The sequence below is a fragment of the Pseudomonas sp. 13B_3.2_Bac1 genome, from assembly GCF_025466205.1.
In the GTDB taxonomy this organism is placed as follows: Bacteria; Pseudomonadota; Gammaproteobacteria; order Pseudomonadales; family Pseudomonadaceae; genus Aquipseudomonas; species Aquipseudomonas fluorescens_H.
This window is the reverse complement of sequence record NZ_JANLOG010000056.1, coordinates 11701-31393: the sequence shown is the minus strand read 5'-3', so window position 1 is coordinate 31393 and position 19693 is coordinate 11701. Positions and strand designations below refer to the sequence as shown.

Sequence of the window (19693 nt, the reverse complement as noted above, 5' to 3'; positions counted from 1 at the left end):
TATCGCTGTAATAACAAATAATCAACCCGGCAGCGCACTAGCTGCCGGGCTTGAAGCACAATCACACTCAGCCTTGGCGCTGTTTGTGACGCGGTTCCGCGCTGCAAATTACTCGAACAACACCTTCGCGGCGAATAATCTTGCAGTTACGGCACAGCTTTTTCACCGATGCACGAACTTTCATCACCAACTCCTCGAACCTTATGGGTACTCAGCGCAACATGCCGCTGCCGTAACCCTTCAGGTTGGCTTTCTTCATCAGGGATTCGTACTGGTGCGAAACGAGGTGCGATTGTACTTGGGACATGAAGTCCATCACAACCACGACCACGATCAGCAACGAGGTCCCGCCAAGGTAGAACGGAACGTTTGCTGCAACCACCAGGAACTGGGGCAACAGGCACACGGCCGTCATGTAAAGAGCACCGAACATGGTCAAGCGAGTCAGTACGCCATCAATGTAGCGCGCAGACTGCTCACCTGGACGGATGCCCGGAATAAAGGCACCGGACTTCTTCAGGTTTTCCGCTACGTCTTTCGGATTGAACATCAACGCCGTATAGAAGAAGCAGAAGAAAATAATCCCTGCACTAAACAGCAGAATATTCAACGGCTGACCAGGAGCGATCGACTGCGAGATGTCCTGCAACCAGCCCATACCTTCAGACTGACCAAACCAGGCACCCAACGAAGCCGGGAACAGCAAAATGCTGCTCGCGAAAATAGCCGGAATAACGCCGGCCATGTTCACCTTCAGCGGCAAGTGGCTTGTCTGCGCAGCAAAAACCTTACGGCCCTGCTGACGCTTGGCGTAATGAACAGCGATACGACGCTGACCACGCTCAATGAACACCACGAAACCGATAATCGCTACTGCCAGCAAACCGATGGCAACCAAGGCGAAGATATTGATATCACCCTGACGCGCAGACTCGAAAGACTGCCCGATTGCTCTCGGAAGACCGGCGACGATACCCGAAAAAATCAACATCGAGATACCGTTGCCTACACCACGCTCAGTAATCTGCTCACCCAGCCACATCATGAACATCGCACCAGCCACAAAAGTGGATACCGCGACGAAATGGAAGCCAAAGTCACCAGTGAACGCAACGCCCTGCCCCGCCAGACCAATGGACATGCCAATAGCCTGAACGAGAGCGAGGACGACGGTGCCGTAGCGGGTGTACTGGCTGATCTTGCGACGGCCAGCTTCACCTTCCTTCTTCAACTGCTCCAGCTGCGGGCTGACGGCTGTCATCAGTTGCATGATGATCGATGCCGAAATGTACGGCATGATCCCCAGTGCAAAGATGCTCATCCGTTCCAGCGCGCCGCCGGAGAACATGTTGAACAAGCTAAGAATGGTCCCCTCATTCTGTCGAAACAGGTCTGCGAGTCGGTCAGGGTTGATACCTGGAACCGGGATGTGTGCGCCTATTCGGTAGACGATAATCGCCAGGAACAGAAAACGCAGACGAGCCCAGAGTTCAGACATACCGCCTTTGCCGAGCGCAGAGAGAGCACCTTGCTTAGCCATTTATTCCTCGAACTTGCCGCCAGCTGCTTCGATAGCCGCACGCGCACCTTTGGTGGCGCCGATTCCCTTGCCGATAGTGACAGCGCGAGTCACTTCACCGGACAGCATGATTTTCACACGCTGTACGTTGACGTTGATCACGTTGGCATCTTTCAGGGACTGCACGGTGACGATGTCGCCTTCCACTTTAGCCAGCTCGGACAGACGCACTTCTGCGCGGTCCATGGCTTTCAGGGAAACGAAACCGAACTTCGGCAGGCGACGATGCAGCGGCTGTTGACCGCCTTCAAAGCCTGGAGCAATGGTGCCACCGGAGCGGGAGGTTTGACCTTTGTGGCCGCGGCCACCAGTCTTACCCAAACCGCTACCGATACCACGGCCCGGACGATGCTTTTCGCGACGGGAACCCGGCGCTGGACTCAGATCATTGAGTTTCATCGATTAACCCTCGACACGCAGCATGTAGTAGGCCTTGTTGATCATCCCGCGATTCTCGGGAGTATCCTGGACTTCTACAGTGTGACCGATGCGACGCAGACCCAGACCCTTAACGCACAGTTTGTGGTTAGGGATGCGGCCGGTCATGCTTTTGATCAGCGTTACTTTAACGGTAGCCATGATCAGAAGATCTCCTTGACAGTCAAGCCACGCTTGGCAGCGATGGACTCAGGAGATTGCATGGCTTTCAGACCCTTGAAAGTGGCGTGAACCACGTTTACCGGGTTAGTCGAGCCGTAGCACTTGGCCAGAACGTTCTGAACGCCAGCAACTTCGAGGACAGCACGCATAGCGCCGCCAGCGATGATACCGGTACCTTCAGAAGCAGGCTGCATGTACACCTTCGAAGCGCCGTGAGCGGACTTCATTGCGTACTGCAGGGTAGTGCCGTTCAGGTCAACTTGGATCATGTTGCGGCGAGCAGCTTCCATTGCCTTCTGGATCGCAGCAGGCACTTCACGCGACTTGCCACGGCCGAAGCCAACACGCCCTTTACCATCACCAACCACGGTCAACGCGGTGAAAGTGAAGATACGGCCGCCTTTAACGGTTTTGGCTACGCGGTTAACTTGAACCAGCTTCTCGATGTAGCCTTCGTCGCGCTTTTGGTCGTTATTTGACATAACTTAGAACTCCAGCCCAGCTTCACGAGCAGCATCAGCCAGCGCTTTAACGCGGCCGTGGTACTTGAAGCCAGAGCGGTCGAAAGCCACCTGCGAGACGCCAGCGGCCTTAGCACGCGTAGCGACCAGCTGGCCAACCTTAGTGGCCGCGTCGATGTTGCCAGTGGCGCCATCACGCAGTTCTTTATCCAAAGTCGAGGCGCTTGCCAGGACTTTGTTGCCGTCGGCCGAAATGACCTGGGCGTAGATGTGCTGCGAAGAGCGGAACACGCAGAGACGCACGACTTCGAGTTCGTGCATTTTCAGGCGTGCTTTGCGAGCGCGACGCAGTCGAGTAACTTTTTTGTCGGTCATTTGCTATGCCCTACTTCTTCTTGGCTTCTTTACGACGGACGACTTCGTCCGCGTAGCGCACACCTTTGCCTTTGTACGGCTCTGGTGGACGGAAGTCGCGGATCTCGGCGGCCACTTGACCTACCAGCTGCTTGTCGATGCCCTTGATCAGGATATCGGTCTGGCTAGGAGTCTCAGCGGTGATGCCTTCCGGCAGTTCGTAATCCACTGGGTGCGAGAAGCCAAGAGCCAGGTTCAGCACCTGACCTTTTGCTTGCGCCTTGTAACCAACACCGACCAGCTGGAGCTTGCGCTCGAAGCCTTGGCTTACGCCTTGGACCATGTTGTTTACCAACGCACGCGTGGTACCGGCCATTGCGCGAGTCTGTTGATCGCCATTGCGAGCAGCGAAACGCAGCTCACCAGCTTCTTCAACGATCTCAACGGACGAATGGATGTTCAGTTCAAGAGTACCCTTGGCACCCTTCACCGAAAGCTGTTGGCCTGCGAATTTTACTTCGACACCGGCTGGCAGCTTAACGGGGTTCTTAGCGACGCGAGACATGCTTATCCCCCCTTAGAACACAGTGCAAAGAACTTCGCCGCCGACACCGGCAGCGCGCGCAGCACGATCAGTCATCACACCTTTGTTGGTGGAGACGATAGACACACCGAGACCGCCACGTACTTTAGGCAGATCTTCGACGGACTTGTACTGACGCAGGCCTGGACGGCTAACGCGCTTGACTTCTTCGATAACCGGACGGCCTTCGAAATATTTCAGCTCGATAGACAGCAGTGGTTTGGTTTCGCTGCTGATCTGATAACCCGCGATGTAACCTTCGTCCTTCAGGACTTTAGCTACAGCCACCTTCAACGTGGAAGAAGGCATGCTTACGACGGACTTTTCAGCCATCTGGGCATTACGGATTCGAGTTAGCATGTCCGCTAACGGGTCCTGCATACTCATGGGCTAGACGCTCCTAATACAGAAAAATTAGCCTTGCGGCTACTACTTGTCGCCGAGAAACTCCGGGCATGAAAAACACGGGCTCAGGCGAGCCGGTCATTCTAGACACACCCCAGAAATGAATCAAGCCCCAAAAGGGGCTTGATTCAGATTCAAGGCCACCGATGGTCAGGTTCTTGCGACCCCGACCATCAAGGCTTTGACAGCGATTACCAGCTGGCTTTAACCAGACCTGGAACGTCACCACGCATTGCCGCTTCACGCAGTTTGTTACGGCCTAGGCCGAACTTGCGGTAAACGCCGTGCGGACGACCAGTCAGGCGGCAACGGTTACGCATGCGCGAAGCGCTAGCGTCACGTGGTTGCTTCTGCAGAGCTACGGTAGCTTCCCAACGCGCTTCTGGACTTGCGTTCAGATCGACGATGATAGCTTTCAGCGCTGCACGCTTGGTGGCGTACTTGGCAACAGTGAGCTGACGCTTCAGCTCACGGTTTTTCATGCTCTTCTTGGCCATTTTCCTACTCCAATCAGTTGCGGAACGGGAATTTGAAAGCACGCAGCAGAGCGCGGCCTTCATCATCGTTCTTGGCAGTGGTGGTCAGGGTAATGTCCAGACCGCGGAGAGCATCGATCTTGTCGTAGTCGATTTCCGGGAAAATGATCTGCTCTTTCACGCCCATGCTGTAGTTGCCACGACCATCGAAGGACTTGGCATTCAGGCCGCGGAAGTCGCGAACCCGAGGCAGGGAGATCGACAGCAGACGATCCAGGAACTCGTACATACGCTCACGGCGCAGAGTCACCTTGACGCCGATCGGCCATCCTTCACGGACTTTAAAGCCAGCGATGGATTTACGAGCGTAGGTCACAACGACTTTTTGGCCGGTGATCTTTTCCAGGTCAGCAACAGCGTGCTCGATGACTTTTTTGTCGCCGATCGCTTCGCCCAGACCCATGTTCAGGGTGATTTTGGTAACGCGCGGAACTTCCATCACGTTCGAAAGCTTAAGTTCTTCCTTAAGTTTCGGAGCGATTTCCTTCCGGTAAATCTCTTTTAGTCGTGCCATGGTCTTCTACCTAGCAGTGTTCAAGCATCAACCGCTTTTTGGGTCGACTTGAAGACACGAATTTTCTTACCGTCTTCTACTTTGAAACCAACGCGGTCAGCCTTGTTGGTTTCGCCGTTGAAGATGGCGACGTTGGAAGCGTGCAGTGGCGCTTCTTTCTCGACGATACCGCCCTGTACGCCCGACATCGGGTTAGGCTTGGTATGACGCTTGACCAGGTTCAGACCACCAACAACCAGACGGTTGTCAGCAAGAACCTTCAGCACCTTACCGCGCTTACCTTTGTCTTTGCCGGCGATCACGATGATCTCGTCGTCACGACGAATCTTTTGCATGTCGGATCTCCTTACAGCACTTCTGGGGCGAGCGAGACGATCTTCATGAACTTCTCAGTACGAAGTTCACGGGTCACTGGCCCAAAGATACGGGTGCCGATCGGCTCTTGCTTGTTGTTCAGAAGAACAGCAGCGTTGCCATCAAAGCGGATAATGGAGCCATCAGCACGACGTACGCCGTGACGAGTGCGGACTACAACAGCAGTCATCACTTGGCCTTTTTTCACCTTACCGCGAGGAATTGCTTCCTTCACGGTAACTTTGATGATGTCACCGATACCAGCGTAACGACGATGGGAGCCACCCAGCACCTTGATGCACATAACGCGGCGAGCGCCGCTGTTATCGGCCACATCGAGCATGGATTGAGTCTGAATCATATAATTTCTCCGACCCCTAGCCCTTAGACTTCCACAGCGCGTTCGAGAACATCAACCAGCGCCCAAGACTTGGTCTTGGCCATCGGACGAGTTTCACGAATAGTGACTTTGTCGCCGATGTGGCACTGATTGGTTTCGTCGTGCGCGTGCAGCTTAGTCGAACGCTTAACGTATTTACCGTAGATCGGGTGCTTAACGCGACGCTCGATCAGAACGGTGATGGTTTTGTCCATCTTGTCGCTGACAACACGGCCAGTCAGCGTACGGACAGTTTTTTCGGCTTCAGCCATGATCACTTACCTGCCTGCTGGTTGAGCACAGTCTTCACGCGAGCGATGTCACGCTTAACTTGCGAGAGCAGATGAGACTGCCCCAACTGGCCAGTTGCTTTCTGCATGCGCAGATTGAACTGGTCGCGCAGCAAGCCGAGCAGTTGCTCGTTCAGCTGCTGTGCGGATTTTTCACGAAGTTCATTCGCTTTCATCACATCACCGTCCGTTTAACAAAGGAGGTGGCGAGCGGCAGCTTTGCAGCAGCCAGGGCGAAAGCCTCACGCGCCAGCTCTTCAGAAACACCCTCGATCTCATACAGGACTTTACCTGGCTGAATCTGGGCAACCCAGTACTCCACGTTACCCTTACCTTTACCCATACGAACCTCGAGAGGTTTTTTGGAGATCGGCTTGTCCGGGAATACACGGATCCAGATCTTGCCGCCACGTTTTACGTGACGGGTCAGAGCACGACGCGCTGACTCGATCTGACGAGCGGTGAGACGACCACGAGCAACAGACTTCAGCGCGAACTCGCCGAAGCTGACTTTGCTACCGCGCAGTGCCAGACCACGGTTGTGGCCGGTCATCTGCTTGCGGAACTTCGTACGCTTTGGTTGCAACATTTGGCGTACCCCTTACTTAGCAGCTTTTTTACGAGGCGCTGGTGCTTGTGGCTTCAGCTCTTCTTGGCGACCACCAATTACTTCGCCTTTGAAGATCCAAACCTTTACACCGATCACACCATAAGTGGTGTGAGCTTCGTAGTTGGCATAGTCGATGTCGGCACGCAGGGTGTGCAGTGGCACACGACCTTCGCGATACCATTCAGTACGTGCGATTTCAGCACCGCCGAGACGACCGCTCACTTGGATTTTGATGCCTTTGGCACCAATGCGCATGGCGTTCTGTACTGCGCGCTTCATAGCGCGACGGAACATTACGCGACGCTCCAGCTGCTGAGCTACGCTCTGCGCAACCAGCATACCGTCGAGTTCCGGCTTGCGGATCTCTTCGATATTGATGTGCACAGGCACACCCATTTGCTTGGTCAGGTCCTGACGCAGTTTCTCAACATCTTCACCTTTCTTCCCGATAACGATACCTGGACGAGCGGTGTGGATGGTGATACGTGCAGTTTGGGCCGGACGATGGATATCGATACGGCTTACGGACGCGCTTTTTAGTTTGTCTTGGAGATACTCACGCACCTTCAGATCAGCGAACAAGTAGTCCGCATAAGTCCGACCGTCTGCGTACCAGACGGAGGTGTGCTCCTTGACGATTCCCAGGCGAATGCCAATGGGATGTACTTTCTGACCCATCTCTTCGACTCCGTTACTTGTCAGCAACCTTGACAGTGATATGGCAAGACCGCTTGACGATGCGATCAGCACGGCCTTTGGCACGTGGCATGATGCGCTTCAGCGAACGCCCTTCGTTGACGAAAACGGTGCTGACCTTCAGGTCATCAACGTCTGCGCCTTCGTTATGCTCGGCGTTGGCTACGGCCGACTCCAGCACTTTTTTCATGATCTCGGCGGCTTTCTTACTGCTGAAAGCCAACAGGTTGAGCGCTTCGCCCACCTTCTTCCCGCGGATCTGGTCGGCGACCAAGCGGGCTTTCTGGGCGGAGATTCGAGCGCCCGACAACTTAGCGGCTACTTCCATTTCCTTACCCCTTAACGCTTGGCTTTCTTGTCAGCCACGTGCCCACGATAAGTGCGGGTACCGGCGAACTCGCCCAGTTTATGGCCAACCATGTCTTCGTTCACGAGAACTGGGACGTGCTGACGGCCGTTGTGTACTGCGATGGTCAGACCGACCATTTGTGGCAGGATCATCGAACGACGCGACCAGGTTTTAATTGGTTTGCGATCGTTCTTTTCCGCCGCCACTTCGATCTTCTTCAGTAGGTGAAGATCAATAAAAGGACCTTTTTTCAGAGAACGTGGCACTGTCGTATCCCTCTATTTACTTGCGACGACGGACGATCATTTTGTCGGTACGCTTATTACCACGAGTCTTCGCGCCCTTAGTCGGGAAGCCCCATGGCGATACCGGATGACGACCACCAGAGGTACGACCTTCACCACCACCATGTGGGTGGTCAACCGGGTTCATGGCAACACCACGAACGGTTGGGCGAACGCCACGCCAGCGTTTGGCACCAGCTTTACCCAGCGAACGCAGGCTGTGCTCGGAGTTCGAGACTTCGCCCAGGGTCGCACGGCATTCAGCCAGGACTTTACGCATTTCACCGGAACGCAGACGCAGGGTAACGTACACGCCTTCACGAGCGATCAGCTGAGCCGAAGCACCAGCGGAACGAGCGATCTGTGCGCCTTTACCTGGCTTCAGTTCGATGCCGTGTACGGTAGAACCGACTGGAATGTTGCGCAGTTGCAGAGCGTTGCCTGGCTTGATAGGAGCCAGAGCGCCTGCGATCAGCTGGTCGCCAGCACTCACGCCTTTAGGGGCGATGATGTAGCGGCGCTCGCCGTCTGCGTAGCAGAGCAGTGCGATGTGAGCAGTACGGTTTGGATCGTATTCGATACGCTCGACAGTGGCGACGATGCCATCTTTGTCGTTGCGACGGAAATCGACCATACGGTAATGCTGCTTATGACCACCACCGATGTGACGAGTGGTAATACGGCCATTGTTGTTACGACCACCAGTCTTCGATTTTTTCTCGAGCAGCGGTGCGTGAGGAGCGCCTTTATGCAGCTCCTGGTTGACCACCTTGACCACAAAACGGCGGCCAGGGGAAGTCGGTTTGCATTTAACGATTGCCATGATGCACCCCTTCCTTACTCAGCACTGCTGCTGAAATCGAGATCTTGGCCTGGCTGAAGGGAGATAACTGCCTTCTTCCAGTCATTACGCTTGCCCAGACCGCGAGCAGTGCGCTTGCTCTTACCCAGAACGTTCAGGGTAGTGACGCGCTCTACTTTCACGCTGAACAGGCTTTCGACGGCCTTCTTGATTTCCAGCTTGGTTGCATCAGTAGCAACCTTGAAAACGAACTGGCCTTTCTTGTCTGCCAGAACCGTAGCCTTCTCGGAAACGTGCGGGCCAAGCAGAACTTTAAATACGCGTTCCTGGTTCATCCCAGCAGCTCCTCGAATTTCTTCACGGCCGACACGGTGATCAACACCTTGTCGTATGCGATCAGACTAACTGGATCGGAACCTTGCACGTCACGTACATCTACGTGTGGCAGGTTACGAGCAGCCAGGTACAGGTTCTGATCAACAGCGTCCGACACGATGAGAACATCGGTCAGGCTCATGTTGTTCAGCTTGCCCAGCAGATCTTTGGTTTTCGGAGTTTCAACAGCGAAATCCTGAACCACGACCAGACGATCAGTACGCACCAGCTCAGCAAGGATGGAACGCATTGCTGCGCGATACATCTTCTTGTTCAGCTTCTGGGAGTGATCCTGTGGACGAGCTGCGAAAGTGGTACCGCCGCCACGCCAGATTGGGCTACGGATAGTACCGGCACGAGCACGGCCAGTACCTTTCTGACGCCATGGGCGCTTGCCGCCACCACGAACGTCGGAACGGGTCTTTTGCTGCTTGCTACCTTGACGGCCGCCGGCCATGTAGGCCACGACTGCTTGGTGAACCAGCGTCTCGTTGAATTCGCCGCCAAATGTCAGTTCGGAAACTTCGATCGCTTGAGCGTCATTTACATTTAATTGCATGTCAGCTTCCCCTTAACCGCGAGCCTTGGCTGCTGGACGTACAACCAGGTTGCCGCCAGTAGCGCCAGGAACAGCGCCCTTGACCAACAACAGATTGCGTTCAGCGTCCACGCGCACTACTTCCAGGGACTGCACGGTCACGCGCTCAGCGCCCATATGACCGGACATTTTTTTGCCCTTGAATACACGACCAGGAGTCTGGCACTGGCCGATAGAGCCTGGGACGCGGTGGGATACGGAGTTACCGTGGGTGTTATCTTGCCCGCGGAAATTCCAACGCTTGATCGTACCCTGGAAGCCTTTACCTTTGGACTGACCGGTTACATCAACCAGTTGACCAGCGGCGAAGATTTCAGCGTTGATCAGATCGCCAGCCTGGTACTCGCCTTCTTCAAGACGGAATTCCATGGTAGTGCGACCAGCGGCAACGTTCGCTTTAGCGAAGTGGCCAGCCTGAGCTGCTGTTACACGCGAAGCACGACGCTCGCCGACAGTGACTTGCACTGCACGATAGCCATCGGTCTCTTCAGTTTTGAACTGGGTGACGCGATTCGGCTCGATCTCAATGACCGTGACCGGAATGGAGACACCTTCTTCGGTGAAAATACGGGTCATACCGCATTTACGACCGACTACACCAATAGTCATGTTGTAAACCTCATGAGTGTACGGGGCTTTCACCCGCTATGGCCGCCCATTTCAGAGCGTTACACGACCAAGACCGAGTCTTAGCCGAGGCTGATCTGCACTTCCACACCGGCCGCAAGATCAAGCTTCATAAGAGCATCAACGGTTTTATCCGTTGGCTGGACGATGTCCAGAACGCGCTTATGAGTGCGGATTTCGTACTGGTCACGCGCGTCTTTGTTGACGTGCGGGGAAACCAGAACGGTGAACCGCTCTTTACGGGTAGGCAGTGGAATTGGACCACGCACTTGAGCACCAGTACGTTTCGCGGTTTCCACGATTTCCTGGGTTGATTGGTCGATCAGGCGATGGTCAAAAGCCTTCAACCTGATACGGATTTGCTGATTTTGCATTGGATTTCAGACTCCGGCTGCTATTCCCACCGGGCGCAATACGCCCGTTAAAAGGAGGCGCAATTCTATAGACGCCCCAGATAGGTGTCAACCCAATAAAAAAGCCCCCGCTGAGCGGGGGCTTTTTCAATTCATCAAGCAGACTCTATAAAAGAGAATTACTCGATGATTTTAGCTACGACGCCAGCGCCGACGGTACGACCGCCTTCACGGATAGCGAAACGCAGACCGTCTTCCATCGCGATGGTTTTGATCAGGGTAACAGTCATCTGAATGTTGTCACCTGGCATTACCATTTCAACGCCTTCTGGCAGCTCGCAGTTACCAGTCACGTCAGTAGTACGGAAGTAGAACTGTGGACGATAGCCTTTGAAGAACGGAGTGTGACGACCGCCTTCTTCCTTGCTCAGAACGTAAACTTCTGCGGTGAACTTGGTGTGCGGCTTAACCGAACCTGGCTTGACCAGAACCTGACCACGCTCAACGTCGTCACGCTTGGTACCACGCAGCAGAACGCCGCAGTTCTCGCCAGCACGACCTTCGTCGAGCAGCTTGCGGAACATTTCAACACCGGTGCAGGTGGTGGTGGTGGTGTCGCGCAGACCAACGATTTCCAGTGCATCTTGAACGCGAACGATACCGCGCTCGATACGACCAGTCACAACAGTACCACGACCCGAGATCGAGAATACGTCTTCGATTGGCATCAGGAATGGCTTGTCGATCATACGAACTGGTTCTGGGATGTAGCTGTCCAGAGTTTCAACCAGTTTCTTGACGGCAGTGGTGCCCATCTCGTTGTCGTCTTTGCCTTCCAGCGCCATACGAGCCGAACCGATGATGATTGGAGTGTCATCGCCCGGGAAGTCGTAGGTGGACAGCAGGTCGCGAACTTCCATCTCAACCAGTTCCAGCAGCTCAGCGTCGTCTACCAGGTCAGCCTTGTTCAGGAAAACCACGATGTACGGAACGCCTACCTGACGAGACAGCAGGATGTGCTCACGGGTTTGTGGCATCGGACCATCAGCGGCCGAGCAAACCAGGATAGCGCCGTCCATTTGAGCAGCACCGGTGATCATGTTCTTCACATAGTCAGCGTGACCTGGGCAGTCAACGTGAGCGTAGTGACGGATCAGCGAGTTGTACTCAACGTGTGCGGTGTTGATGGTGATACCGCGAGCTTTTTCTTCTGGAGCGCTGTCGATCTTGTCGAATTCAACTACGGCCGAACCGAAAACTTCGGAGCAGACGCGAGTCAGAGCAGCGGTCAGAGTGGTTTTACCGTGGTCAACGTGACCGATGGTGCCAACGTTGACGTGCGGTAGGGAACGATCAAATTTTTCTTTAGCCACGACAATTAACTCCTAGCCTAAAGGGGCTGAATCAGCCTTGTTTTTTGGTTACGGATTCGACGATGTGCGACGGAGCCGTATCGTATTTTTTGAATTCCATAGAGTAGCTTGCGCGACCCTGAGACATGGAACGAACGTCGGTCGCATAACCGAACATCTCACCCAGTGGAACCTCGGCACGGATAACCTTGCCGGACACTGTGTCTTCCATACCCTGGATCATGCCGCGACGACGGTTAAGGTCGCCCATTACATCACCCATATAGTCTTCAGGCGTAACAACCTCTACCGCCATGATCGGCTCGAGCAACTCACCACCACCCTTCTGGGCCAGTTGCTTGGTCGCCATGGAAGCAGCCACCTTGAACGCCATCTCGTTGGAGTCGACGTCGTGGTAAGAACCATCGAACACGGTAGCCTTCAGGCCGATCAGCGGATAGCCGGCAACAACGCCGTTCTTCATCTGCTCTTCGATACCCTTCTGGATAGCCGGGATGTATTCCTTAGGAACCACACCACCTACTACTTCGTTCACGAATTGCAGACCTTCCTGACCTTCGTCAGCAGGAGCAAAACGGATCCAGCAGTGGCCGAACTGGCCACGACCGCCGGACTGGCGAACGAACTTGCCTTCGATTTCGCAGTTCTTCGTGATGCGCTCACGGTACGAAACTTGAGGCTTGCCGATGTTGGCTTCGACGTTGAACTCACGGCGCATCCGGTCAACCAGGATGTCCAGGTGCAGCTCGCCCATGCCGGAGATGATCGTCTGACCAGTCTCTTCATCAGTCTTAACGCGGAAAGACGGGTCTTCCTGAGCCAGTTTGCCCAGAGCGATACCCATTTTTTCCTGGTCATCCTTGGTCTTAGGCTCTACGGCAACCGAAATAACCGGCTCCGGGAAGTCCATACGAACCAGGATGATTGGCTTGTCAGCGTTGCAGAGGGTTTCACCAGTGGTGACGTCCTTCATGCCGATCAGGGCCGCGATGTCGCCAGCGCGTACTTCCTTGATCTCTTCACGGGCGTTTGCGTGCATTTGCACCATACGACCCACGCGCTCTTTTTTACCTTTAACCGAGTTGATCACGCCGTCGCCGGAGTTCAACACGCCCGAGTAAACGCGGACGAAGGTCAAGGTACCCACGAATGGGTCGGTAGCGATTTTGAACGCCAGTGCCGCGAACGGCTCGTCGTCACTTGCGTGACGCTCCATTTCCTCTTCCTCGTTATCAGGGTTGGAACCCTTGATCGCAGGAATGTCGGTTGGAGCAGGCAGGAAGTCGATAACGGCGTCGAGAACCAGGGGAACACCCTTGTTCTTGAACGACGAACCGCACACAGCCAGAACGATTTCGCCAGCGATAGTGCGCTGACGCAGAGCGGCCTTGATCTCTTCGATCGACAGCTCTTCGCCTTCCAGGTACTTGTTCATCAGCTCTTCGCTGGCTTCGGCCGCAGCCTCAACCATGTTGCTGCGCCATTCGGTGGCGAGCTCGAGCATGTCCGCAGGGATTTCCTTGCGAACAGGAACCATACCCTTGTCAGAGTCGTTCCAGTAAACAGCCTGCATGTTGATCAGGTCGATCTGGCCCTGGAAGTTATCTTCCGAACCGATAGCCAGCTGAATCGGCACCGGAGTGTGACCCAGACGCTGTTTGATCTGACCGATCACGCGCAGGAAGTTGGCACCAGCACGGTCCATCTTGTTTACGTAAACAAGACGTGGAACGCCGTATTTGTTGGCTTGACGCCATACGGTTTCCGACTGAGGCTCAACACCCGAAGTACCGCAGAATACAACGACAGCGCCGTCGAGTACGCGCAGGGAACGCTCAACTTCAATAGTGAAGTCTACGTGGCCTGGGGTATCGATGACGTTGAAGCGGTGCTCATGCGCATACTGCTTCTCGGAACCTTTCCAGAAGGCGGTGATAGCAGCAGAAGTAATGGTAATACCACGCTCCTGCTCCTGCACCATCCAGTCTGTGGTCGCGGCGCCGTCATGCACCTCGCCCATTTTGTGACTTTTGCCGGTGTAAAAAAGGACGCGCTCGGTGGTGGTGGTTTTACCAGCATCCACGTGAGCGACGATACCGATGTTACGGTAGCGACTAATCGGAGTAGTACGAGCCATAAAGCCCTCGCAAAATTAGTGAAGCTAAAATTAGAAGCGGTAGTGCGAGAAAGCTTTGTTGGCTTCGGCCATACGGTGCACGTCTTCACGCTTCTTAACAGCAGCACCTTTACCTTCAGCAGCATCCAGCAGTTCGCCAGCCAAGCGCAGAGCCATAGACTTCTCGCCACGCTTACGGGCGAAGTCTACCAACCAGCGCATTGCCAGAGCGTTACGGCGGGAAGGACGAACCTCGACCGGAACCTGGTAAGTAGCACCACCAACGCGGCGCGACTTCACTTCGACCAGCGGAGCGATGGCGTCGAGTGCTTTTTCGAAGAGTTCCAGGGGATCGGTGCCGGCCTTACGAGCCTTCACGGTTTCCAGGGCACCATAAACGATACGCTCGGCAACGGCTTTCTTGCCGCTTTCCATAACGTGGTTCATGAATTTGGCGAGGATCTGGCTTCCGTATTTCGGATCGTCCAGAATCTCACGCTTTGCTGCTACGCGACGTCTTGGCATGATAAGCCCTCAAGCGGTCTTCAGGTTAGTTCGGGACAGATCCAGTGGATGCAAGCCCGACCTTACTCTTATCGACTCAATAAAATGAAAATCTGCAAAACGGCCGATTACTTCGGACGCTTGGTACCGTACTTCGAACGACCCTGGTTACGGCCTTTAACGCCGGAAGTATCCAAGGAGCCGCGAACGGTGTGGTAACGAACACCTGGCAAGTCTTTTACACGACCGCCGCGGATCAGTACCACGCTGTGCTCTTGCAGGTTGTGGCCTTCACCACCGATGTACGAGGAAACCTCGAAACCGTTGGTCAGACGCACACGGCATACTTTACGCAGTGCCGAGTTAGGTTTTTTCGGCGTAGTGGTGTACACACGGGTGCACACGCCACGACGTTGCGGGCAGTTCTGCAGCGCAGGCACGTCGGATTTCTCGACGATACGCTTACGCGGCTGACGTACCAGCTGGTTGATAGTTGCCATCTACTAGCTCCACTGTTGTCTTGCGACGCTATTGTCTTGCAAGAAAAGCAAAATGGCAGGAACGGATTCCCGCCAAATTTAGGGGATCAAGAGTCTAAAGAGGATCTTGTCCCCAGTCAAGGCAAGGCCCCGACCTCCCCGCCCGTCGAACCTTGACAATTTGTCTCGATTCGACGAACGGAGTGATCAGGGCCTCAGCTTATTTACCGCAGAACTCAGTTACCGCTCGAGTTCAGCGCTTCGGTCAGTGCAGCTTCCACTTCACTGGCGCTTACGCGCAACGGCTTGTCTGCATCACGGCGACGCTTGCGCTCGCTGTGATAAGCCAGACCGGTACCGGCCGGGATCAGACGACCCACAACCACGTTTTCTTTCAGGCCGCGCAGGTAATCGCGCTTGCCGGTGACTGCCGCTTCGGTCAGTACGCGAGTGGTTTCCTGGAAGGAAGCCGCCGAGATGAACGATTCGGTGGACAACGACGCCTTGGTGATACCCAGCAGAACGCGGGTGAACTTGGAGACAAACTTGTCTTCCGCACTCAGACGCTCGTTCTCTACCAGTACGTGAGTCAGTTCCATCTGGTCGCCCTTGATGAAGCTGGAATCGCCGGACTCGGAGATCTCAACTTTACGAAGCATCTGACGCAGGATGGTCTCGATGTGCTTGTCGTTGATCTTCACGCCTTGCAGACGGTAAACGTCCTGGATCTCGTTCACGATGTACTTGGCCAGCGCGCTCACACCCAGCAGACGCAGGATGTCGTGCGGATCGCTTGGACCGTCGGAGATAACTTCGCCGCGGTTTACCTGTTCGCCTTCGAACACGTTCAGGTGACGCCACTTCGGAATCAGCTCTTCGTACGGATCGCTACCGTCGTTCGGGGTAATGACCAGACGGCGCTTGCCCTTGGTCTCTTTACCGAACGCGATGGTGCCACTGACTTCAGCCAGAATCGACGCTTCTTTCGGACGACGGGCTTCGAACAAGTCGGCAACACGCGGCAGACCACCGGTGATGTCACGAGTCTTCGAAGTTTCTTGCGGGATACGAGCGATAACATCACCGATCGCGATCTTCGCACCGTCCGCCACACCGACCAGGGCGTTGGCTGGCAGGAAGTACTGAGCGATAACGTCAGTGCCTGGCAGCAACAGATCCTTGCCGTTGTCGTCGACCATCTTCACGGCTGGACGGATTTCTTTGCCCGCAGCTGGACGATCTTTCGCGTCGAGTACTTCAATGTTGGTCATACCGGTCAATTCGTCAGTCTGACGCTTGATCGTGATGCCTTCTTCCATGCCCACGTAGGTCACGGTACCTTTCATTTCGGTAACGATCGGGTGAGTGTGCGGATCCCACTTGGCCACGATTGCGCCAGCGTCGACCTTGTCACCTTCTTTAACCGAAATCACGGCACCGTACGGCAGCTTGTAACGCTCGCGCTCACGACCGAAGTCATCAGCGATTGCCAGCTCACCGGAACGGGACACAGCAACCAGGTGGCCATCCACACGCTCAACGTGTTTCAGGTTGTGCAGACGGACGGTACCGCCATTCTTCACCTGAACGCTGTCGGCTGCGGAAGTACGGCTTGCCGCACCACCGATGTGGAACGTACGCATGGTCAGCTGGGTACCCGGCTCACCGATGGACTGGGCAGCGATAACGCCGACCGCTTCACCGATGTTCACCTGGTGACCACGCGCCAGATCACGGCCGTAGCACTTGGCGCAAATGCCATAGCGGGTTTCGCAGCTGATCGGCGAACGCACGATCACTTCGTCGATGCTGTTCAGCTCGATGAACTCGACCCACTTCTCGTCTACCAGGGTACCGGCAGGAACGATGACGTCCTCGGTGCCTGGCTTGAATACGTCACGGGCAATAACACGACCCAATACGCGCTCACCTAACGGCTCTACAACGTCACCGCCTTCAATGTGCGGAGTCATCAGCAGACCGTGTTCGGTGCCGCAATCGATCTCGGTTACAACCAGATCCTGCGCCACGTCTACCAGACGACGAGTCAGGTAACCGGAGTTCGCGGTTTTCAACGCGGTATCCGCCAGACCTTTACGAGCACCGTGAGTCGAGATGAAGTACTGGAGTACGCTCAGACCTTCACGGAAGTTCGCAGTAATCGGCGTTTCAATGATGGAACCGTCCGGCTTGGCCATCAGACCACGCATACCGGCCAGCTGACGAATCTGTGCTGCGGAACCCCGCGCACCCGAGTCGGCCATCATGTACATCGAGTTGAAGGACTCTTGGTCGACTTCATTGCCGTGACGGTCGATGACTTTCTCTTTCGAGAGGTTGGCCATCATCGCCTTGGAAACTTCGTCGTTCGCCTTCGACCAAAGGTCGATCACTTTGTTGTACTTCTCGCCCTGGGTTACCAGGCCGGAGGCGTACTGGCTCTCGATCTCTTTCACTTCGTCGGTGGCTGCACCGATGATGCGGGCTTTTTCGTCCGGGATAACGAAGTCGTTAACACCGATGGAAACGCCGGAGATGGTCGAGTAAGCGAAACCGGTGTACATCAACTGGTCAGCGAAAATCACGGTCTCTTTCAGACCAACCACGCGGTAGCACTGGTTGATCAGCTTGGAGATCGCCTTTTTCTTCATCGGCAGGTTGACGACGTCGTACGACAGACCTTTTGGCACAACCTGGAACAGCAGCGCACGGCCGACGGTGGTGTCGACGATACGGGTACCGCTCACGCTGTTGCCGTCACGGTCGTTGACGGTTTCGTTGATACGAACCTTGACCTTGGCGTGCAGTGCGGCTTCGCCGGCACGGAACACACGGTCAACTTCCTGCAGATCCGCGAATACGCGACCTTCGCCCTTGGCGTTGATCGCTTCACGAGTCATGTAGTACAGACCCAATACAACGTCCTGCGACGGAACGATGATTGGCTCACCGTTGGCTGGCGACAGAATGTTGTTGGTCGACATCATCAACGCACGCGCTTCGAGCTGGGCTTCCAGCGTCAGCGGTACGTGCACGGCCATTTGGTCGCCGTCGAAGTCGGCGTTGTACGCGGCACAGACCAGAGGGTGCAGCTGGATAGCCTTACCTTCGATCAGTACCGGTTCAAACGCCTGGATACCCAGACGGTGAAGGGTCGGTGCACGGTTGAGAAGAACCGGGTGTTCGCGAATCACTTCAGCGAGAACGTCCCAAACCTCTGGCAGTTCGCGCTCGACCATTTTCTTGGCCGCTTTGATGGTGGTCGCGAGACCACGCATTTCCAGCTTGCCGAAAATGAACGGTTTGAACAGCTCGAGAGCCATCTTCTTCGGCAGACCGCACTGGTGCAGACGCAGGGTCGGACCTACGGTAATTACCGAACGACCGGAGTAGTCAACACGCTTACCGAGCAAGTTCTGACGGAAACGACCTTGCTTACCCTTGATCATGTCAGCCAGGGATTTCAGAGGACGCTTGTTCGAACCGGTGATAGCGCGGCCACGACGACCGTTGTCGAGCAGTGCATCGACAGCTTCCTGCAACATACGCTTTTCGTTGCGCACGATGATGTCCGGAGCGGACAGATCCAGCAGGCGCTTCAAACGGTTGTTACGGTTGATCACTCGACGATACAGATCGTTGAGGTCGGAAGTCGCGAAGCGACCGCCATCCAGCGGGACCAGTGGACGCAGATCTGGCGGCAGAACCGGCAGAACGGTCAGCACCATCCACTCTGGCAGGTTGCCGGAACCCTGGAAGGCTTCCATCAACTTCAGACGCTTGGACAGCTTCTTGATCTTGGTTTCCGAGTTGGTTTGCGGAATCTCTTCGCGCAGACGGCCAATCTCGTGCTCCAGGTCGATAGCGTGCAGCAGTTCACGGACAGCTTCTGCACCCATGCGGGCGTCGAAGTCGTCACCGAACTCTTCCAGCGCTTCGAAGTACTGCTCATCGTTCAGCAGCTGACCTTTTTCAAGGGTGGTCATGCCCGGGTCGATAACGACATAGCTCTCGAAGTAGAGAACGCGTTCGATATCACGCAGGGTCATGTCCATCAGCAGGCCGATACGGGACGGCAGCGATTTCAGGAACCAGATGTGGGCAACCGGCGAAGCCAGTTCGATGTGCGCCATGCGCTCACGACGAACCTTGGCCAGTGCAACTTCAACGCCGCACTTCTCGCAGATCACACCACGGTGCTTCAAGCGCTTGTACTTACCGCACAGGCACTCGTAATCCTTTACCGGGCCAAAGATCTTGGCGCAGAACAGACCGTCACGCTCAGGTTTGAACGTACGGTAGTTGATGGTTTCCGGCTTTTTAACTTCACCGAACGACCACGAGCGGATCATCTCAGGCGAGGCCAATCCGATACGGATGGCGTCGAACTCTTCGACTTGACCCTGGTTTTTCAGCAAATTCAGTAGGTCTTTCAAGGCCTTTCCTCCTGGCGGAGCAGAGAGCGGGCAATC

General features: G+C 55.2%; 28 protein-coding genes. All 28 read right to left on the bottom strand.

Annotation, left to right across the window (positions count from 1 at the left end):
- Nucleotides 1-67: 67 nt before the first annotated feature.
- Complete coding sequence (gene rpmJ / locus NTD85_RS09115) at nucleotides 68-184, bottom strand: 50S ribosomal protein L36 (RefSeq protein ID WP_002555468.1); 117 nt, start codon at nucleotides 182-184, stop codon at nucleotides 68-70.
- Nucleotides 185-211: 27 nt separating this feature from the next.
- The gene (gene secY / locus NTD85_RS09110; RefSeq protein ID WP_003228718.1) at nucleotides 212-1540 is read right to left on the bottom strand and encodes a preprotein translocase subunit SecY; all 1329 of its coding nucleotides are present in this window, start codon (nucleotides 1538-1540) and stop codon (nucleotides 212-214) included.
- Nucleotides 1541-1978 carry a 50S ribosomal protein L15 gene (gene rplO, locus NTD85_RS09105; RefSeq protein ID WP_003228720.1) on the bottom strand — a complete coding sequence of 146 codons (438 nt, stop codon included), beginning with the start codon at nucleotides 1976-1978 and terminating at the stop codon, nucleotides 1541-1543. It lies immediately after the preceding gene.
- Nucleotides 1979-1981: 3 nt separating this feature from the next.
- The gene (gene rpmD, locus NTD85_RS09100) at nucleotides 1982-2158 is read right to left on the bottom strand and encodes a 50S ribosomal protein L30 (RefSeq protein ID WP_003176408.1); all 177 of its coding nucleotides are present in this window, start codon (nucleotides 2156-2158) and stop codon (nucleotides 1982-1984) included.
- A gap of 2 nt (nucleotides 2159-2160) precedes the next feature.
- Entirely contained in the window at nucleotides 2161-2661 is a 501-nt protein-coding gene (rpsE, locus tag NTD85_RS09095; RefSeq protein ID WP_003176409.1) for a 30S ribosomal protein S5, read from the bottom strand.
- 3 nt (nucleotides 2662-2664) lie between these two features.
- The gene (gene rplR, locus NTD85_RS09090) at nucleotides 2665-3015 is read right to left on the bottom strand and encodes a 50S ribosomal protein L18 (RefSeq protein ID WP_003186037.1); all 351 of its coding nucleotides are present in this window, start codon (nucleotides 3013-3015) and stop codon (nucleotides 2665-2667) included.
- Between the two features lie 10 nt (nucleotides 3016-3025).
- Nucleotides 3026-3559, bottom strand: coding sequence for a 50S ribosomal protein L6 (gene rplF, locus NTD85_RS09085; RefSeq protein WP_003228722.1), 534 nt, complete (start codon nucleotides 3557-3559; stop codon nucleotides 3026-3028).
- 12 nt (nucleotides 3560-3571) lie between these two features.
- Entirely contained in the window at nucleotides 3572-3964 is a 393-nt protein-coding gene (gene rpsH, locus NTD85_RS09080) for a 30S ribosomal protein S8 (RefSeq protein ID WP_003228724.1), read from the bottom strand.
- 209 nt (nucleotides 3965-4173) lie between these two features.
- Nucleotides 4174-4479: a 30S ribosomal protein S14 gene (gene rpsN, locus NTD85_RS09075; protein ID WP_003228726.1), complete on the bottom strand. Its 306-nt coding sequence runs from the start codon at nucleotides 4477-4479 to the stop codon at nucleotides 4174-4176.
- A gap of 13 nt (nucleotides 4480-4492) precedes the next feature.
- Nucleotides 4493-5032: a 50S ribosomal protein L5 gene (gene rplE / locus NTD85_RS09070; protein WP_003210069.1), complete on the bottom strand. Its 540-nt coding sequence runs from the start codon at nucleotides 5030-5032 to the stop codon at nucleotides 4493-4495.
- Nucleotides 5033-5052: 20 nt separating this feature from the next.
- Nucleotides 5053-5367 carry a 50S ribosomal protein L24 gene (rplX, locus tag NTD85_RS09065; protein WP_003186046.1) on the bottom strand — a complete coding sequence of 105 codons (315 nt, stop codon included), beginning with the start codon at nucleotides 5365-5367 and terminating at the stop codon, nucleotides 5053-5055.
- 11 nt (nucleotides 5368-5378) lie between these two features.
- Entirely contained in the window at nucleotides 5379-5747 is a 369-nt protein-coding gene (gene rplN, locus NTD85_RS09060; protein WP_002555479.1) for a 50S ribosomal protein L14, read from the bottom strand.
- Between the two features lie 23 nt (nucleotides 5748-5770).
- Nucleotides 5771-6037, bottom strand: a complete 267-nt coding sequence (gene rpsQ / locus NTD85_RS09055) for a 30S ribosomal protein S17 (RefSeq protein WP_003194644.1) — start codon at nucleotides 6035-6037, stop codon at nucleotides 5771-5773.
- 2 nt (nucleotides 6038-6039) lie between these two features.
- Nucleotides 6040-6231 carry a 50S ribosomal protein L29 gene (rpmC, locus tag NTD85_RS09050; RefSeq protein WP_002555481.1) on the bottom strand — a complete coding sequence of 64 codons (192 nt, stop codon included), beginning with the start codon at nucleotides 6229-6231 and terminating at the stop codon, nucleotides 6040-6042.
- On the bottom strand, nucleotides 6231-6644 hold the full coding sequence (gene rplP, locus NTD85_RS09045) for a 50S ribosomal protein L16 (RefSeq protein WP_003228729.1): 414 nt from the start codon (nucleotides 6642-6644) through the stop codon (nucleotides 6231-6233). Before rplP ends, rpmC begins: the two co-directional genes overlap by 1 nt.
- A gap of 12 nt (nucleotides 6645-6656) precedes the next feature.
- The gene (rpsC, locus tag NTD85_RS09040) at nucleotides 6657-7343 is read right to left on the bottom strand and encodes a 30S ribosomal protein S3 (protein WP_003176422.1); all 687 of its coding nucleotides are present in this window, start codon (nucleotides 7341-7343) and stop codon (nucleotides 6657-6659) included.
- A 13-nt stretch (nucleotides 7344-7356) separates the two neighbouring features.
- The gene (gene rplV / locus NTD85_RS09035) at nucleotides 7357-7689 is read right to left on the bottom strand and encodes a 50S ribosomal protein L22 (protein ID WP_003103908.1); all 333 of its coding nucleotides are present in this window, start codon (nucleotides 7687-7689) and stop codon (nucleotides 7357-7359) included.
- An 11-nt stretch (nucleotides 7690-7700) separates the two neighbouring features.
- Complete coding sequence (gene rpsS, locus NTD85_RS09030) at nucleotides 7701-7976, bottom strand: 30S ribosomal protein S19 (protein ID WP_003228731.1); 276 nt, start codon at nucleotides 7974-7976, stop codon at nucleotides 7701-7703.
- A gap of 16 nt (nucleotides 7977-7992) precedes the next feature.
- Complete coding sequence (gene rplB / locus NTD85_RS09025) at nucleotides 7993-8817, bottom strand: 50S ribosomal protein L2 (RefSeq protein ID WP_003228734.1); 825 nt, start codon at nucleotides 8815-8817, stop codon at nucleotides 7993-7995.
- 14 nt (nucleotides 8818-8831) lie between these two features.
- A complete protein-coding gene (gene rplW / locus NTD85_RS09020) occupies nucleotides 8832-9131 on the bottom strand; it encodes a 50S ribosomal protein L23 (RefSeq protein WP_002555488.1) in 300 nt (99 codons plus the stop codon).
- Nucleotides 9128-9730: a 50S ribosomal protein L4 gene (gene rplD / locus NTD85_RS09015; protein WP_003228735.1), complete on the bottom strand. Its 603-nt coding sequence runs from the start codon at nucleotides 9728-9730 to the stop codon at nucleotides 9128-9130. The genes rplW and rplD overlap by 4 nt, the downstream gene beginning before the upstream one ends.
- 12 nt (nucleotides 9731-9742) lie before the next feature.
- Nucleotides 9743-10378 carry a 50S ribosomal protein L3 gene (gene rplC / locus NTD85_RS09010; protein WP_003228738.1) on the bottom strand — a complete coding sequence of 212 codons (636 nt, stop codon included), beginning with the start codon at nucleotides 10376-10378 and terminating at the stop codon, nucleotides 9743-9745.
- Nucleotides 10379-10458: 80 nt separating this feature from the next.
- Nucleotides 10459-10770, bottom strand: coding sequence for a 30S ribosomal protein S10 (gene rpsJ / locus NTD85_RS09005; protein WP_003186070.1), 312 nt, complete (start codon nucleotides 10768-10770; stop codon nucleotides 10459-10461).
- A 158-nt stretch (nucleotides 10771-10928) separates the two neighbouring features.
- Entirely contained in the window at nucleotides 10929-12122 is a 1194-nt protein-coding gene (gene tuf / locus NTD85_RS09000) for an elongation factor Tu (protein ID WP_024164425.1), read from the bottom strand.
- A 31-nt stretch (nucleotides 12123-12153) separates the two neighbouring features.
- Nucleotides 12154-14259, bottom strand: coding sequence for an elongation factor G (gene fusA / locus NTD85_RS08995; RefSeq protein ID WP_003228743.1), 2106 nt, complete (start codon nucleotides 14257-14259; stop codon nucleotides 12154-12156).
- 30 nt (nucleotides 14260-14289) lie between these two features.
- Nucleotides 14290-14763, bottom strand: a complete 474-nt coding sequence (rpsG, locus tag NTD85_RS08990) for a 30S ribosomal protein S7 (RefSeq protein WP_003228745.1) — start codon at nucleotides 14761-14763, stop codon at nucleotides 14290-14292.
- A gap of 107 nt (nucleotides 14764-14870) precedes the next feature.
- Nucleotides 14871-15242 carry a 30S ribosomal protein S12 gene (rpsL, locus tag NTD85_RS08985; RefSeq protein ID WP_003186084.1) on the bottom strand — a complete coding sequence of 124 codons (372 nt, stop codon included), beginning with the start codon at nucleotides 15240-15242 and terminating at the stop codon, nucleotides 14871-14873.
- 215 nt (nucleotides 15243-15457) lie between these two features.
- On the bottom strand, nucleotides 15458-19657 hold the full coding sequence (gene rpoC, locus NTD85_RS08980; protein ID WP_003228747.1) for a DNA-directed RNA polymerase subunit beta': 4200 nt from the start codon (nucleotides 19655-19657) through the stop codon (nucleotides 15458-15460).
- Nucleotides 19658-19693 lie beyond the last annotated feature (36 nt).